Here is a 15,096-nt window from a genome sequence, read left to right on the forward strand (position 1 = left end):
TTTATCAAATTTTTATAGCTATATAGAAAATGGAAGAGGGGTAGAAAATGACAAAATACATCTTTGTAACAGGTGGAGTAGTTTCTTCATTAGGAAAAGGAATTACAGCAGCATCTTTAGGCCGATTGTTAAAGAATCGAGGTTTAAGTGTTACCATTCAGAAATTTGATCCCTACATTAATGTGGATCCAGGAACGATGAGCCCTTATCAGCATGGGGAAGTGTTTGTCACTGAGGATGGTGCCGAGACCGATTTAGACCTGGGCCATTATGAACGATTTATTGATATTAACCTGAACAAGTACAGCAATGTCACGACAGGAAAAATTTATTCTTCGGTTATCCGTAAAGAACGTAAAGGTGAGTATCTGGGTGGCACGGTTCAAGTCATTCCTCATATTACGAATGAGATTAAGGACCGAGTATTCCGCGCTGGAAAAGAAACCAATGCGGATGTCGTTATTACAGAAATTGGTGGAACTGTTGGGGATATTGAATCTCTTCCATTTTTAGAAGCGATTCGTCAAATAAAGAGTGATATTGGCAAGGAAAATGTCATGTACCTTCATTGTACGCTTGTACCGTATATTAAAGCGGCAGGAGAAATGAAAACCAAGCCTACCCAGCATTCAGTAAAAGAATTACGTTCTCTAGGTATCCAACCAGACGTGATTGTATTAAGGACAGAACAGGAAATCAGCCAGGAGATGAAGGATAAAATTGCTTTGTTCTGTGATATTAATAAAAATGCTGTAATCGAATTAAAGGATTGTGATGTCCTTTATGAAATTCCTTTAGAGCTAAAAACACAGCAGCTTGATGAAATCACTTGTAACCATTTTGGGTTAACCTGCGACTCCGCCGATATGACCGATTGGAATAAGCTTGTAGATAATGTAAAAAACCTTTCAGAAACAGTAACGATTGCACTTGTAGGTAAGTATGTTGAATTGCAGGATGCCTATCTATCTGTTGTCGAAGCACTAAAACATGCTGGGTATACCTTTAATTCCGACGTCAACATTATGTGGATTAATGCTGAGGATGTAAATGAGGAAAACGTGAAGGAAAAGGTAAAAGGGGCAGATGGTATTCTCGTTCCTGGCGGCTTTGGTGACCGTGGAATTGAAGGAAAGATTACAACGGCTAAATACGCAAGAGAAAACCAGATTCCTTTCTTAGGTATTTGTTTAGGTATGCAACTGGCATCTGTTGAATTTGCACGCCATGTATTAGGACTGAAAGATGCCCATTCAGCTGAATTTAAACCTGAAACCAACTCTCCTATTATCGATTTACTACCAGAACAAAAAGACATTGATGACTTAGGTGGTACGCTACGCCTGGGCGTTTATCCATGTAAACTGGAAAAAGGGACCAAGGCTTATAAAGCGTACAAGGATGAAGTCGTTTATGAGCGTCACCGCCATCGTTATGAATTTAACAATCAATTCCGTCAGAAAATGGAGGAAAATGGGTTTCTGTTTTCAGGGACAAGCCCTGATGGCCGTTTAGTTGAAATTATTGAATTAAAAGATCATCCTTGGTTTGTTGCATCTCAGTTCCATCCGGAATTCAAATCAAGACCAACCAAGCCACAACCATTATTCAGAGACTTTGTGAAGGAATCAATGAACCAGTCTAAATAGAACGGACAAGAATCAGATCCCTGACTTTTTATGTTGGGGATCTGGTTTTTTTATCGCGTAGTTTGTTCCCTCATCTACCGCAACCCTGTACTAACACTACGCTTTCCGGAGGACAAGGAGTGGTTATTGAATTTATATCACACGAGGCGTATGCATTTTATTGGGAGTCATGGTTATTTCAAACAAGTCCTGACCTGATAATGGAACCATAACGTCACCTTGAAGGACATTTTTGGTGGGTTCTCGCATTTTTTGTCTTTCATTCCCACTATGAAGGACAATTCCTTCACACTATTCAAAGATTTTGTCCTTCATCCTCCCATTATCTCTCCGTATATGAGGATAAGGCTCTGCACATGGTCACCACCCCTCGAAAACAGAGTATATTACCCTCTGCATCTCCATATGTCAAAACAACTGCCATAATGAAAATGAAAAATAAAAAGGAAATTCCATAATAGTATAGAATTTTAATGGTGTGTATTTTGTGCGGTTTTAAAATACAAAAATAGGGGGATGGGAATGGACAAAGAAATGATGTATATAGTGGATGACCAGCTAGGCATACGATTATTATTAAGAGAGATTATTTTAGACGCTGGATTTGAGGTGAAGGAATTTGAAAATGGAAAAGAGATGCTGGAGGAATGTGAAGCCTTAAAGCCTGCCTTTGTATTTGTTGACTACAATATGCCTGTCATGAATGGAAGGCATATTGCTGAAGAGTTAGATAAGCGTTTTGGAGACGAGGTCGGGGTATGTATAATGAGCGGTTTTTCTATTCAGGAAACTGATTTTAAAGATGCCCCCTCCAATATAAAAGAGTTTTTAGAAAAACCGTTTGACGTTGCAGAAGTTAAGACACTCTTAAAGCAATATGTATCATAAATCACTGAAACTACGAAATTGTAAAGGTCGAAAGGAATAGATGACTGTTTTGTTGCACAAGGTGGAAGGACTTGGTATCCTATAACAGGAATAGGAATGACATAAAGTAAAGGATGTCTATTTACTGCTGGACAGCTCATATAGGCAAAAGGAGGTTCGTCATGCCCTTAGTATCCATGAAAGAAATGCTCAACAAGGCAAAAGACAACGGATATGCAGTCGGACAATTTAACATTAATAACCTGGAGTATGTAAAGCCATTTCTTTAGGTACAGCTAAAGTTAACGTAAATACAGAAAACCAAATGGCTCAAACTAAGCGTGTACGTGAGGTTCTAAACGACAAACCTGAACTTTATGATCCACGTAAATATTTAGGACCTGGTACAGAAGCTATTAAGAAAACCGTTATTGCCAAAATGCGCGAATTTGGCTCTTCAAATAAAGCATAAAACATAACTGGAAAAGGAAGCCATCAGAATAGATGGTTTCCTTTTCATAGAATGCTTAGGTAAACCTGCAAAAATCGTTCATAAAGCACTTTGCCTGACTTACCTCGGCATAACCGTCCGTAAACATCCGCTTTTTGCATGAAGATAGCAGGATGTATAAGCAGGAGATAACGAATGGGTTTACCTGACAATCTGTAGAAGATGAACAAAAAATTCGTGCTGATTGAAGTTTTACGTTATAAATTAAATATTACTAGTGGTAGTATTACTATAAGGGAGGGCACATGATGAAATTTTTTGTAGATTCAGCCAGTATAGATGAAATTAGGGAAGCTAAAGCGTTAGGTGTTTTAGCAGGTGTGACGACAAATCCGAGCCTTGTAGCTAAAGAAGGCGTTTCTTTTCATGATCGTTTAAAAGAAATTACTGCAGAAGTTGATGGGTCCGTTAGTGCTGAAGTTATTTCAGAAGATGCTGAAGGAATGTTAAAGGAAGCTGAAGAGCTGGCAGTGATTGCCCCGAATATCACGATCAAAGTTCCAATGACTTTAGAGGGACTAAAAGCTGTCAAATCCTTAAGTGAAAAGCATATTAAAACCAATGTAACCTTAATTTTCTCCGCAAACCAGGCCCTATTAGCAGCACGTGCAGGTGCTACGTATGTATCTCCATTTCTTGGGCGTCTTGATGACATCGGACATAATGGTATTGACTTAATCGCCCAAATATCTAACATTTTTAACATCCACGATATCCACACAGAAATTATTGCAGCATCTATCAGACATCCTATGCATGTGACAGAAGCAGCAGCAAATGGTGCTCATATTGCAACAGTACCATTAAAGGTTTTAAAGAGTTTAGTGAAACATCCTTTAACGGATCAGGGAATTGAGAAATTTTTAGCTGATTGGAATCAACAAAAATAAGCATAATCATTAAGATATTGTAAAAACTAAAAGTATAGACTCTGTAAAGAGGTATACATTCAACGATTTACAACTTTTGGTAGTTGTTAGAGGAGCGTAATGAAAATGGAGAAATTGCTAGTTGAAGGCGGGAAGTCTCTCAAAGGTGAAGTTCGAATTAGTGGCGCAAAAAATAGTGCAGTGGCGCTTATACCTGCTACCATTTTAGCAGAATCTCCTGTAACCATTGAGGGTCTCCCGTATATTTCAGATATTAATATTTTGAGAAACTTGCTTGAGGAAATCGGTGGTAAAGTTGAGCAGTCCGGTCAAGACATTACCGTTGATCCTTCAGCTATGATTTCCATGCCTCTACCAAATGGGAAGGTGAAAAAGCTTCGCGCTTCCTATTATTTTATGGGAGCTATGCTCGGTCGTTTTAAAAAGGCTGTGATTGGTCTTCCTGGTGGCTGTAACTTGGGCCCACGTCCGATTGACCAGCACATAAAAGGGTTTGAAGCCTTAGGTGCTCAAGTAACCAATGAACAAGGTGCGATTTATATTCGAGCCGATGAATTAAGAGGGGCAAGAATTTATCTTGATGTCGTGAGTGTCGGTGCAACAATCAATATTATGCTTGCAGCTGTAAAAGCCAAAGGTAAAACTGTGATTGAGAATGCGGCCAAGGAACCGGAAATCATTGATGTTGCTACCCTGTTAACAAGTATGGGAGCCAAAATTAAAGGTGCAGGGACCGATGTTATTCGTATTGAAGGAGTTGAGCATCTAAGTGGCTGTCAGCATACGATTATTCCTGATCGAATTGAGGCAGGTACTTATACCATTATTGCAGCTGCGATTGGTGATGAGGTGCTGATTGATAATGTCATACCGACACACTTAGAATCCATTATAGCTAAACTCCAGGAAATGGGTGTCATTATTGATGTAATTGAAGATCAATTGATTGTAAGGGGAAACAGGCGCCTTAAAAGTGTTGATATAAAGACCCTTGTTTATCCAGGGTTTCCGACAGATCTACAACAGCCCTTTACAACCTTGTTAACCCAGGCTGATGGGACCGGGATTGTAACCGATACAATTTATCAGTCGCGACTAAAACATATTGATGAACTTCGTCGAATGAATGCAGACATTAAAGTGGAAGGCAGCTCGGCGGTGGTTGCCGGTCCCGTACAATTGGAAGGGGCAAAAGTTAAGGCAACAGACTTGCGGGCCGGAGCCGCACTAGTTGCTGCAGGATTAGTGTCAGAAGGGATTACGGAAATAGCCGGATTAGAGCATATTGATAGAGGCTATGAAGATTTAACAGGAAAGCTGAAAAATTTAGGTGCAAATGTTTGGCGAGAAAATATGACAGAAGAAGAGGCTGAACAGTTCCAGAATTCCTAAGGTCTTTGTGTTCCATGGGATATGAGAGAAAACATACAAAACTAGAGAGAAAGAGAAAATAGGGGAGGATAACCATGGAAAGAAGCCTGACAATGGAACTCGTACGTGTAACAGAGGCAGCAGCTTTAGCCTCTGCCAGATGGATGGGAAGAGGAAAAAAGGAAGAAGCAGATGATGCAGCTACCACTGCGATGAGAAATGTGTTTGATACAATCCCGATGAAAGGCAGAGTGGTCATTGGAGAAGGAGAAAGAGATGAGGCTCCGATGCTCTATATCGGGGAAAAATTGGGTAGTGGCGAGGGTCCGGATGTGGACATTGCCGTAGATCCACTGGAAGGAACAGATATTGTGGCTTTAGGTGTGTGGAACGCACTAGCCGTATTAGCGGTCACAGATCGTGGCAAAATGCTGCATGCTCCTGATATGTATATGGATAAAATCGCCGTTGGACCTGAAGCAGTAGGGAAAATTGATATTAATGCTCCGGTAAAAGACAACCTGGAAGCAGTAGCAAAAGCTAAAAATAAAGATGTAGAAGATGTCGTTGTGACAGTACTCAATCGTGAGCGCCACGCAAATATCATTGACGAAATTCGTGAGGCTGGAGCCCGTATTAAACTCATTCCAGCCGGCGATGTGGCAGCAGCCATCAATACAGCTTTTGATCATACTGGTGTAGATATGCTCCTTGGGATTGGTGGTGCTCCTGAGGGAGTATTAGCAGCGGTTGGGTTAAAATGTTTAGGCGGTGAGCTGCAAGGGAAATTAGTACCACAGAATGATGAGGAATATCAGCGTTGTATAAGGATGGGAATTGATGATGTAAACCGTGTTCTCACCATGGATGACCTTTGTGGCGGGGATGATGCCATATTCACAGCAACAGGAGTCACAGATGGCGAACTCCTTAAGGGTGTTCAATTTAAAGGACCCAAAGGAACAACAGAAACTGTGGTTATGCGTGCCAAGTCAGGAACTGTGAGATTTATTGATGGTAATCATAGTCTGCAGAAGAAGCCTAACTTAGTTATGAAGGAAAACTGATTAGTATAAGTAGGTTTTATAGAGTGTTATTTTTATAAGAAAGTTAAAGAGATGCCTACCAATTCACTGTTAAAAAGCAACAATCTTTTAGAAAACAGCCTTAATAAACAAACCCTTGTCCCAGCCTCTTGGTGAGAGTGCTACATGGCAACGGTGTGGGCATTTACCTATAAGAAAAAGTGCTAAGCAGATGAAAGATAATCCTGCTTAGCACATCATTATAAATAAACAAATTAAAGGAATTTCCTATTAAGTATTGAATAAATTATACAAATAAGGTTAAAATGATAATGTTTTATAGAATAGCGCCCCCTGTTCAAAGTGACTTCTAATCACTTCTTGTTCTTCTCCAGAAGGATTTTTCCTATTAACTGGTTTCATAATGTTATATAAAATTAAATTACTAGAAAGTAAAAGTGGTGATAATGTGTCAACGATTACAATTGGACAACTTGAAACAATGACATTAAAAGAACTATACACGCAAGCGCGTAATTTTAAAATCTCGTATTACAGTAAGTTAACAAAACGAGAATTGATTTTTGCTATATTAAAAGCACAGGCTGAAAAAGATGGATACTTATTTATGGATGGTATTTTGGAAGTCATTCCTTCAGAAGGTTTTGGTTTCCTTCGACCAATTAATTATTCACCTAGTGCAGAGGATATTTATATTTCCGCCTCACAAATACGACGCTTCGATTTAAGAAATGGAGATAAAGTCTCAGGAAAAGTAAGACCACCAAAAGAAAACGAACGCTACTATGGACTCCTCCATGTTGATGCTGTTAACGGTGAGGACCCGGAGACAGCAAAAGAACGGGTACACTTTCCAGCCTTAACTCCTTTATACCCTGATCGTTTAATGAAGCTTGAAACCCAGCCGAATAATCTTTCAACAAGAATTATGGACATTATGGCTCCTGTAGGATATGGCCAACGAGGATTAATTGTTGCCCCGCCTAAAGCAGGAAAAACGATGCTGTTAAAAGAAATTGCTAATAGCATCTCTGTTAATCACCCTGACACGAAGTTAATTATTTTATTAGTTGATGAGCGTCCAGAGGAAGTCACCGACATTGAGCGCTCGGTGCATAATGATGTAGATGTAGTAAGCTCAACCTTTGATGAACTTCCGGAAAATCACATTAAAGTATCTGAACTTGTGTTAGAACGGGCAATGCGTTTAGTCGAAAATAAAAAAGATGTGGTCGTTCTTATGGACAGTATTACAAGATTGGCCCGAGCTTATAACCTGGTCATTCCACCAAGTGGAAGAACGTTATCCGGTGGTATTGATCCAGCAGCCTTCCACCGTCCCAAACGCTTCTTTGGTGCAGCGCGTAATATTGAAGAGGGTGGCAGTGTAACCATTTTAGCAACTGCCTTAGTGGATACAGGTTCACGTATGGATGATGTCATTTACGAGGAATTTAAAGGAACAGGAAACATGGAATTGCATCTCGACCGAGGACTGGCCCAACGCAGAATCTTCCCTGCAATCGATATCGGTAAATCGGGTACTCGAAAAGAAGAACTACTCTTACCGAAATCACATATCGAAAAAATGTGGGCCATCCATAAAACAATGTCAGACTCACCAGACTTCTTAGAACGCTTCTTAAGGAGATTAAAATCATCCAAAACAAATGAAGAATTCTTCCAAATGATGGAGGATGAAATGAAAGGAAAGGCCAAACGAGTTTAGACAGATAAGCGGAAGGGCCTTGGTCAGACCCGACTACCCACGTAATGGTACGGTCTTAGTTATGGATCAGCAGTTCTATGGCCTTGAGCTTGACAAAGAAAGGGACGCAGCATGAGTCATTAACAAATAAAGCACAAGTATTTCGGCAAAAATACTCGTTGGAATGATGGTTGCAAAAAGAATAGCGGCTTGGTATAATCTGTTCATGTGAGCTTAATGGTAAATAAAAAATCGTTTTATTACGATTTTCGACAATAACTCTGTTTCCAAAGGATTCAGGGCAAAAAGGAGTGGAAAAGCATGAAAAACGAAACTCATCCAGAATACAGAAAAGTTGTATTTCTAGATACTAGTTCTGATTACAAATTCTTGAGCGGATCAACAAAAACGTCTGAAGAAACCATCGAATGGGAAGATGGCAACACATACCCACTAATTCGCGTAGAAATTAGTTCTGCATCTCACCCATTCTACACTGGTAAGCAAAAAGCCGACAAAGTAGGCGGACGTGTAGACCGCTTCAAGAAGAAATATAATCTTAAGTAAGAGACAAAAAATCGGCTGTCCAGCCGATTTTTCCTCTTTATAGCACTTTTAACGTTGATGCCGGTAGTTTAATACGTCATGGTATACGTTAACTTTTACAGTTAAAAAACAGGCAAATTTCCTTAATTTTGCCTGTTTTTTTATACGTCTACTTCGTTTAAACTAAGTAAGGAAATATACCGAAAAAGTTTACAGGCTTATAGAATTACGTATAATTGGATAAATTAAGTCTAAGGAATATAAGAAAAATAAATCGAATCAGGAGCCCAAATAGTATTTAAAACAGATGTTTTGAGCAAGCATTGCATGGAAAGGGGAGAGGCTTCAGTGAATATCATGAAGCACAACGGTTGGGTAGAGGTTATATGTGGGAGTATGTTTTCTGGAAAATCCGAGGAACTCATAAGACGAGTACGCCGTGCTACATACGGTCATTTAAAGGTGAAAGTTTTTAAACCTGTCATCGATAATCGCTATGCGGATGAATCAGTTGTTTCTCACAACGGAAGTTCAGTTATTGCCAGACCAATCGAACATTCCAGCCAAATTTACGATAATATAAATGAGAATGATGATGTAATCGGAATAGATGAAGTACAGTTTTTTGATGAGCATGTAGTCGCAGTGAGCCAGGATTTAGCTGAACGTGGCTTTCGCGTTATTGTAGCCGGACTTGATTTAGACTTTAGAGGAGAACCGTTTGGCCCTGTACCAAGTTTGATGGCTCTAAGCGAGTCTGTAACGAAGTTAAATGCTATCTGCCCAGTGTGCGGTTCACCAGCAAGCAGAACTCAACGACTTATTGATGGAAAACCAGCCTCTTATGATGATCCAGTTATTTTAGTAGGAGCGTCTGAATCCTACGAACCACGCTGCCGCCATCATCATGAAGTCCCAAACAGACCCAAAATAACGGACGAGCTTAAAAAAACTACAGTAAAATAAATAGGTTAAAAAACTACCGGAGCCGGTAGTTTTTTCATTAGATGAAGATAGCTTAATAAGTACATAAACATGATGGTTATAGGTGAATGAACGGTTTATAAATAAGTGAGAGCTAATGGAATCCTTCACCCTGTCCGGTTTGACGAAACCAATCTTAGCCAGCTGCAGTCACCCTGTGTCTTCTGTACCTAATTTTGACCATTGTACGTAACCTATAATATAATAAGTATGGTTTATGAAAAGTAGAGGTGGAGAACATGTTAGAGAAGCTACAATCTATTGAAGATCGTTATGACAAATTAAATGAAATGCTAAGTGATCCTGAAGTGATTAATGATTCTAAAAAGCTAAGAGAGTATTCAAAAGAACAGGCTGATCTTCAGGAGATTGTGGAAAAGTATCGCCGATATAAAGAAGTGAAAGATGAGCTTGCTGATGCAAAAGCAATGCTCGATGATCAATTAGATGATGATATGCAGGATATGGTTAAGGATGAAATTTCCGAGCTGACTTCTGAACAGGAAGAACTCGAGGAAACGATGAAGATCCTGCTTATTCCAAAAGACCCAAATGATGAGAAAAACGTAATTATGGAGGTTCGTGGAGCAGCTGGCGGCGATGAGGCCGCACTATTTGCAGGAGACTTATATCGTATGTATTCCCGCTATGCTGAATCCCAAGGGTGGAAAATTGACGTCATTGAATCCCATGAATCTGATGTCGGTGGCTTTAAAGAAGTGATATTTATGGTGAACGGAAACGGAGCATACTCGAAATTAAAATTTGAGAATGGTGCACACCGTGTTCAGCGTGTTCCAGAGACCGAATCAGGTGGACGTATCCATACTTCAACCGCTACTGTAGCTGCTCTTCCTGAAGCAGAGGAAGTGGAAGTGGATATCAATGAAAAGGATATTCGTGTAGATACGTTTGCATCCAGTGGTCCAGGTGGGCAAAGTGTAAATACAACAATGTCAGCAGTTAGACTCACACACGAACCAACCGGTATTGTGGTGTCATGTCAGGATGAGAAATCACAAATTAAAAACAAAGAAAAAGCGATGAAAGTACTTCGTGCCCGGGTCTATGAAAAATTTCAACAAGAAGCCCAGGCAGAACTCGATGAAACACGGAAATCAGCCGTAGGTTCAGGGGATCGCTCTGAGCGTATTCGTACGTATAACTTTCCGCAAAACCGTGTAACAGATCATCGTATTGGGTTAACCATTCAAAAGTTAGACCAGATTTTAGAAGGTAAGCTTAATGAAATCACAGAAGCCCTTATTATTGAAGAGCAAACCAAAAGACTCGAAGAAATTGGTGATTAATGTGTCATCCTTTGCAAACCTTTGGGAAGCCCGCCGTTGGGCTTCCCTTTTTTTAAAAGAGCATAATCGGGAAGAAGGAGTTGCTGATCTCTTATTAATGGATTTGATGTCGATGTCAAAATCCCAGATCCTTGCTGCTATGCGAGACGATTTTCCACAAGAAGTCCAGGCTAAATTTATCGAACGCATATATCAACATGTGGATAACGGAACCCCTGTACAGCATTTAATAGGCTATGAGTATTTTTACGGACGGAAATTTAAGGTGAACAGGGATGTGTTAATCCCGCGTCCGGAAACAGAAGAGCTTGTACATCTCGTTTTAAAGCAAATAGAGAAAGAGTTTGATGAAAAGGAACCGGCTAAGGTTATAGATGTTGGAGCGGGTTCTGGAATTATCGGCATTACAATGAAAAAGGAAAATCCAGCTCTAGACGTACAAGCTGTGGATATCTCGAGGAAGGCATTAGAAGTAGCAAAGGTCAATGCTAAAAACCTTATGGCTGATGTGAGATTTGTGGAAGGGGACTTTTTAACACCTTTTATTGACGTGGGAGCAAAGGCGGATGTTGTCATTTCCAACCCGCCTTATATTTCAGCAGATGATGAGGATAGTCTGGATGATGTAGTGCGTCTGCATGACCCTAAGTTAGCGTTGTTTGCTGAAGATGACGGTCTTGCTGCTTACAAAAAAATCATGTATCAGCTTCCTCAGGTAGTGAATGGAAAAGCTTTAGTGGCTTTTGAAATTGGTGATCAGCAAGGTGCTGCCGTACAAAAGCTAATGAAAGCTGTATTTCCAAAATCAGAACCAGAAATCGTACAAGACATCAATAAAAAGGACCGAATCGTCTACGCATGGATCTGAAAAATTCTGTTCTGTTGAAATCTATGAAACTAAACTTTTTAAAAACTTATGTTTAAACTGCTAGATTTCTGCCCATACTTATGACCAGAAGCAAAGGTTAAGGGGGCAGAAATCATGAAAAGAATCGTTTTTATATTTGTAAGTGCATTTATATTATTTTATAATCCAATGATTGGGTATGGAAATCAAAATGCGAATCAGGAAGAAGAGTATCAGGTGATTCCTGATGATTCCATTCGTCTGCGTATTTTAGCTCATTCAAATAGTGAAAAGGATCAACAAGTAAAGCATGAAATTAGAGATCAGGTGAATCAGGAAATTACAAAGTGGGTAAATGAGCTTACCAATATTGAGACTGCGCGTGATTTGATTCAATCGAAATTACCTGAAATTGAAACCATTGTGGCTAATGTCCTTAAGGAAAATGACATTCATCAAACATTTGATTTAGAATTTGGCGATGTACAATTCCCGAGTAAATTGTACGGCGGTCAGGTATACCCAGCTGGAACGTATGAAGCTTTGCTCATTACAATTGGGGATGGAAAAGGGGATAATTGGTGGTGTGTGTTATTCCCGCCCCTCTGTTTCCTCGATTTTTCAAATGGAACAACTGTCGCTTCTGCCGAGGAGGATACAACCGAAATGTCGAATCCAGATACCCAGAAGGTAGAAGTAGAGTTTTTTGTCGTAGATTGGTTTCACAGTATAGTAGATTGGCTGAAAAATCTATTTTAATGATCATATTTCACTCCTCATTTTCATAGAGTAGAACTAGAAATGAAGATGCGGGAGTGATTTTTTATGGTAAACATAGTACCTGTCCGTGAATATGATTCTAAAACAGTGGAGGATTTTTTCGGCAGCCATTGGGAAAACCAAACGAACAAACAGGAGCTTCTTACTTTTGGTAGATTTATAGAAATACATGGGGAGCGTAAAGGCTTTTATGCAATCATGCCTAGAGAAAATGATATCGGCCAGCTTCGAACCTTATACTTTACTGAGCAATTGCAAGCAAGTCTATTGCTCATGCTTATTGACTGGGTAAAAGAGGATGCTTCTCAGAATGGCTATGAGCAGCTTCTGGTATTTAGTCATCGTTTATCAACAGATAGCCTTTTCCAAACGTGGGGATTCGAAAAAATAACGGGACACCCCCCGATTTCTGTGGATAAACCTAGTGATGAAGGCGAATGGTGGATAACCAATGTCAACATATCCACAAATGCGGATAAAAACTGTTGATAATTTGTGTAAAACATGTGGATAAGCTCTTTAGCTTGTGAAAAACCCTCCTATCCTGTGGATAAGATGGTTTTTCTGTCCCTTATTGTGGATAATAGTAAAGCCCAGCGACATTCATTTGGTTTAATCGAAGTTTTAGTGGAGTCATTCTAGCCTGTATGGATTCATTTGCGTGTAAACGAATAATCCATTGTTTAGGGCTATAGCGAAAGCCTTTATAACTACAAGTCCCTATTTGTTACTCACATTCAACCTATCCTCCTTACTTGCCAACATCCCCCAAACAAGCCCATAATAGAAACAGAAATTTTTACGTAGGAGTGCGGCAAAATGACAGACAAGCAATACGAGACGAAATATTGGAATGTGGAGCATGAACAGATTGATGAACATAATGAACATATAAAGGAAGCAGCAGCAGCGATTCAACATCAGGAGGCAGTGGCTTTCCCTACTGAAACCGTTTATGGATTAGGGGCAGATGCGACAACTACTGAGGCTGTCCATAAAATTTTTCAAGCTAAAGGCCGGCCTGGGGATAATCCGTTAATTGTTCATATCGCCAATCTACAGCAGGTGGAAACAGTAGCGGAGGAGATCCCTGATCAGGCACGGAAACTAATGGATGCGTTCTGGCCAGGATCCCTTACCGTTATTTTAAAAAGTAATGGGGCCTCGGCTGAGAATGTAACAGCCGGGTTATCCACAGTAGGTGTGAGAATGCCGGATCATCCTGTGGCGCGTGCCCTGCTTACAGCCTGTAAGCTTCCTGTTGCAGCCCCGAGTGCCAATCAATCCGGGCGCCCGAGTCCCACGACCGCCCAGCATGTATTAGATGATTTAACCGGAAAAGTTTACGGTGTTGTAGATGGAGGTCCTACAGGAGTAGGTGTCGAATCAACAGTGGTGGATTGTACAGCTGAAACCGCAGTTATACTTCGCCCAGGTGGTGTAACAAAAGAGGATTTGGAAGCTGTAATTGGTCCAGTAAAAACAGCTTCTGATTTTAAAAATGAAAGGAAACAGCCCAAAGCACCAGGGATGAAATATACCCATTATGCACCTAATGCGCCGTTTTGGTTAATGGAGGGAAACGTCAACACCATACAGAATGAAATTAACCGTCTGCATAAGGAAGGAAAGAGAGTAGGCGTGATGGCAAGTGAAGAGCATGCAGAACAGTATCAACACGCCGTCGTTAAAAGCTGTGGATCAAAGGAGGATCTAAAAGAAGTAGCGCACAAAATCTATCATTGCCTGCGTTCGTTTAATAACGAAGATGTGGATATCATTCTTGGTGAAACCTTTCCTAAAGAGGGAGTAGGTGCAGCAGTTATGAATCGTTTAGAAAAGGCTGCAACTAAAGTCATGAAGTAACCCTTTGATAAGTGAATGAAGAGCTCAATACGTCATAAAGAAACGGCTAGTCTAAACCGAATCCTCTTCGCATATATTGGAGGTAGCATGTCCGAGGAGGGTTCACATGATTTCATATATCATTGGTGAATGGCTTACAATATCATTAATGGCGATTGCAGTAGGTATGGATGCATTCTCAGTAAGCCTTGGGATGGGAATGCTGAACTTACGCCTGCGCAAAATCGCCATCATAGGAATACTGATTGGCATCTTCCATATTATTATGCCATTTTTCGGAATACTGCTTGGCAATATTTTATCGCAAAGATTTGGTTCCTTTGCTATCTATGTGGGGGGAATCCTCCTGATTGTTCTGGGCATTCAAATGTTTATCCATTCTTTTTCAAAAGAGAACAACACATATTTAGTGAGGGGAGCCGGTCTTTTTATATTTGCTTTTACCGTTAGTCTGGATAGCTTTTCGGTGGGGCTTAGCTTAGGTATGTTTGGCGTTCGAACGATTGTTGCGCTACTTTTATTTGGATTAGCCAGCATGGTCCTTACATGGCTTGGTTTTTTACTTGCGCGAAAGGCTTCCAGTTTACTTGGCTCCTACAGTGAAGTTCTTGGTGGCAGCATTCTTTGTGCCTTTGGTATTCAACTATTATTATAATGCTCAAGTAAATCAAACGGATTAGAACTGGAAGAGCAGTTATCTTGCATGCTTAGGGGCTGAGGC

Annotated in this window: 15 protein-coding genes and 1 pseudogene; all 16 read left to right on the plus strand. The window is 40.2% G+C overall.

Going from position 1 to position 15,096, the window contains the following annotated elements:
- Positions 1-47 precede the first annotated feature (47 nt).
- The 16 genes and pseudogenes from BMX63_RS06220 to BMX63_RS06290 all read left to right on the plus strand — a co-directional run bounded on the left by BMX63_RS06220 (position 48) and on the right by BMX63_RS06290 (position 15,030).
- The gene (locus tag BMX63_RS06220; RefSeq protein ID WP_093133051.1) at positions 48-1,649 is read left to right on the plus strand and encodes a CTP synthase; all 1,602 of its coding nucleotides are present in this window, start codon (positions 48-50) and stop codon (positions 1,647-1,649) included.
- A 522-nt stretch (positions 1,650-2,171) separates the two neighbouring features.
- Positions 2,172-2,537: a response regulator gene (locus BMX63_RS06225; RefSeq protein ID WP_177167208.1), complete on the plus strand. Its 366-nt coding sequence runs from the start codon at positions 2,172-2,174 to the stop codon at positions 2,535-2,537.
- 185 nt (positions 2,538-2,722) lie between these two features.
- Positions 2,723-2,806: a hypothetical protein gene (locus tag BMX63_RS17705; protein WP_245732746.1), complete on the plus strand. Its 84-nt coding sequence runs from the start codon at positions 2,723-2,725 to the stop codon at positions 2,804-2,806.
- Positions 2,791-2,988 (plus strand): annotated as a pseudogene (locus tag BMX63_RS06230) (class II fructose-bisphosphate aldolase); the annotation flags it as partial. The gene BMX63_RS17705 and the pseudogene BMX63_RS06230, both read left to right, overlap by 16 nt.
- 287 nt (positions 2,989-3,275) lie before the next feature.
- The gene (fsa, locus tag BMX63_RS06235) at positions 3,276-3,917 is read left to right on the plus strand and encodes a fructose-6-phosphate aldolase (protein WP_093133055.1); all 642 of its coding nucleotides are present in this window, start codon (positions 3,276-3,278) and stop codon (positions 3,915-3,917) included.
- Between the two features lie 105 nt (positions 3,918-4,022).
- A complete protein-coding gene (locus BMX63_RS06240) occupies positions 4,023-5,309 on the plus strand; it encodes a UDP-N-acetylglucosamine 1-carboxyvinyltransferase (RefSeq protein ID WP_093133057.1) in 1,287 nt (428 codons plus the stop codon).
- Positions 5,310-5,383: 74 nt separating this feature from the next.
- On the plus strand, positions 5,384-6,355 hold the full coding sequence (gene glpX, locus BMX63_RS06245) for a class II fructose-bisphosphatase (protein ID WP_093133059.1): 972 nt from the start codon (positions 5,384-5,386) through the stop codon (positions 6,353-6,355).
- Between the two features lie 382 nt (positions 6,356-6,737).
- Positions 6,738-8,063: a transcription termination factor Rho gene (gene rho / locus BMX63_RS06250; RefSeq protein WP_425441459.1), complete on the plus strand. Its 1,326-nt coding sequence runs from the start codon at positions 6,738-6,740 to the stop codon at positions 8,061-8,063.
- 300 nt (positions 8,064-8,363) lie between these two features.
- Complete coding sequence (locus BMX63_RS06255) at positions 8,364-8,609, plus strand: type B 50S ribosomal protein L31 (RefSeq protein ID WP_093133061.1); 246 nt, start codon at positions 8,364-8,366, stop codon at positions 8,607-8,609.
- A gap of 336 nt (positions 8,610-8,945) precedes the next feature.
- Positions 8,946-9,554: a thymidine kinase gene (locus BMX63_RS06260; protein WP_425441460.1), complete on the plus strand. Its 609-nt coding sequence runs from the start codon at positions 8,946-8,948 to the stop codon at positions 9,552-9,554.
- A 257-nt stretch (positions 9,555-9,811) separates the two neighbouring features.
- Complete coding sequence (gene prfA / locus BMX63_RS06265; RefSeq protein ID WP_093133065.1) at positions 9,812-10,882, plus strand: peptide chain release factor 1; 1,071 nt, start codon at positions 9,812-9,814, stop codon at positions 10,880-10,882.
- The gene (prmC, locus tag BMX63_RS06270; RefSeq protein ID WP_093133067.1) at positions 10,818-11,750 is read left to right on the plus strand and encodes a peptide chain release factor N(5)-glutamine methyltransferase; all 933 of its coding nucleotides are present in this window, start codon (positions 10,818-10,820) and stop codon (positions 11,748-11,750) included. The genes prfA and prmC overlap by 65 nt, the downstream gene beginning before the upstream one ends.
- Before the next feature lie 114 nt (positions 11,751-11,864).
- Entirely contained in the window at positions 11,865-12,488 is a 624-nt protein-coding gene (gene spoIIR, locus BMX63_RS06275; protein ID WP_093133069.1) for a stage II sporulation protein R, read from the plus strand.
- Positions 12,489-12,554: 66 nt separating this feature from the next.
- Positions 12,555-12,998 (plus strand): hypothetical protein, encoded by a 444-nt coding sequence (locus BMX63_RS06280; RefSeq protein ID WP_093133071.1) that lies wholly within the window; start codon positions 12,555-12,557, stop codon positions 12,996-12,998.
- A 330-nt stretch (positions 12,999-13,328) separates the two neighbouring features.
- Complete coding sequence (locus tag BMX63_RS06285) at positions 13,329-14,375, plus strand: L-threonylcarbamoyladenylate synthase (RefSeq protein WP_093133073.1); 1,047 nt, start codon at positions 13,329-13,331, stop codon at positions 14,373-14,375.
- A gap of 109 nt (positions 14,376-14,484) precedes the next feature.
- On the plus strand, positions 14,485-15,030 hold the full coding sequence (locus BMX63_RS06290) for a manganese efflux pump MntP (RefSeq protein WP_093133208.1): 546 nt from the start codon (positions 14,485-14,487) through the stop codon (positions 15,028-15,030).
- Positions 15,031-15,096: the final 66 nt, after the last annotated feature.

The sequence above is a fragment of the Salinibacillus kushneri genome (assembly GCF_900111405.1).
In the GTDB taxonomy this organism is placed as follows: Bacteria; Bacillota; Bacilli; order Bacillales; family Alkalibacillaceae; genus Salinibacillus; species Salinibacillus kushneri.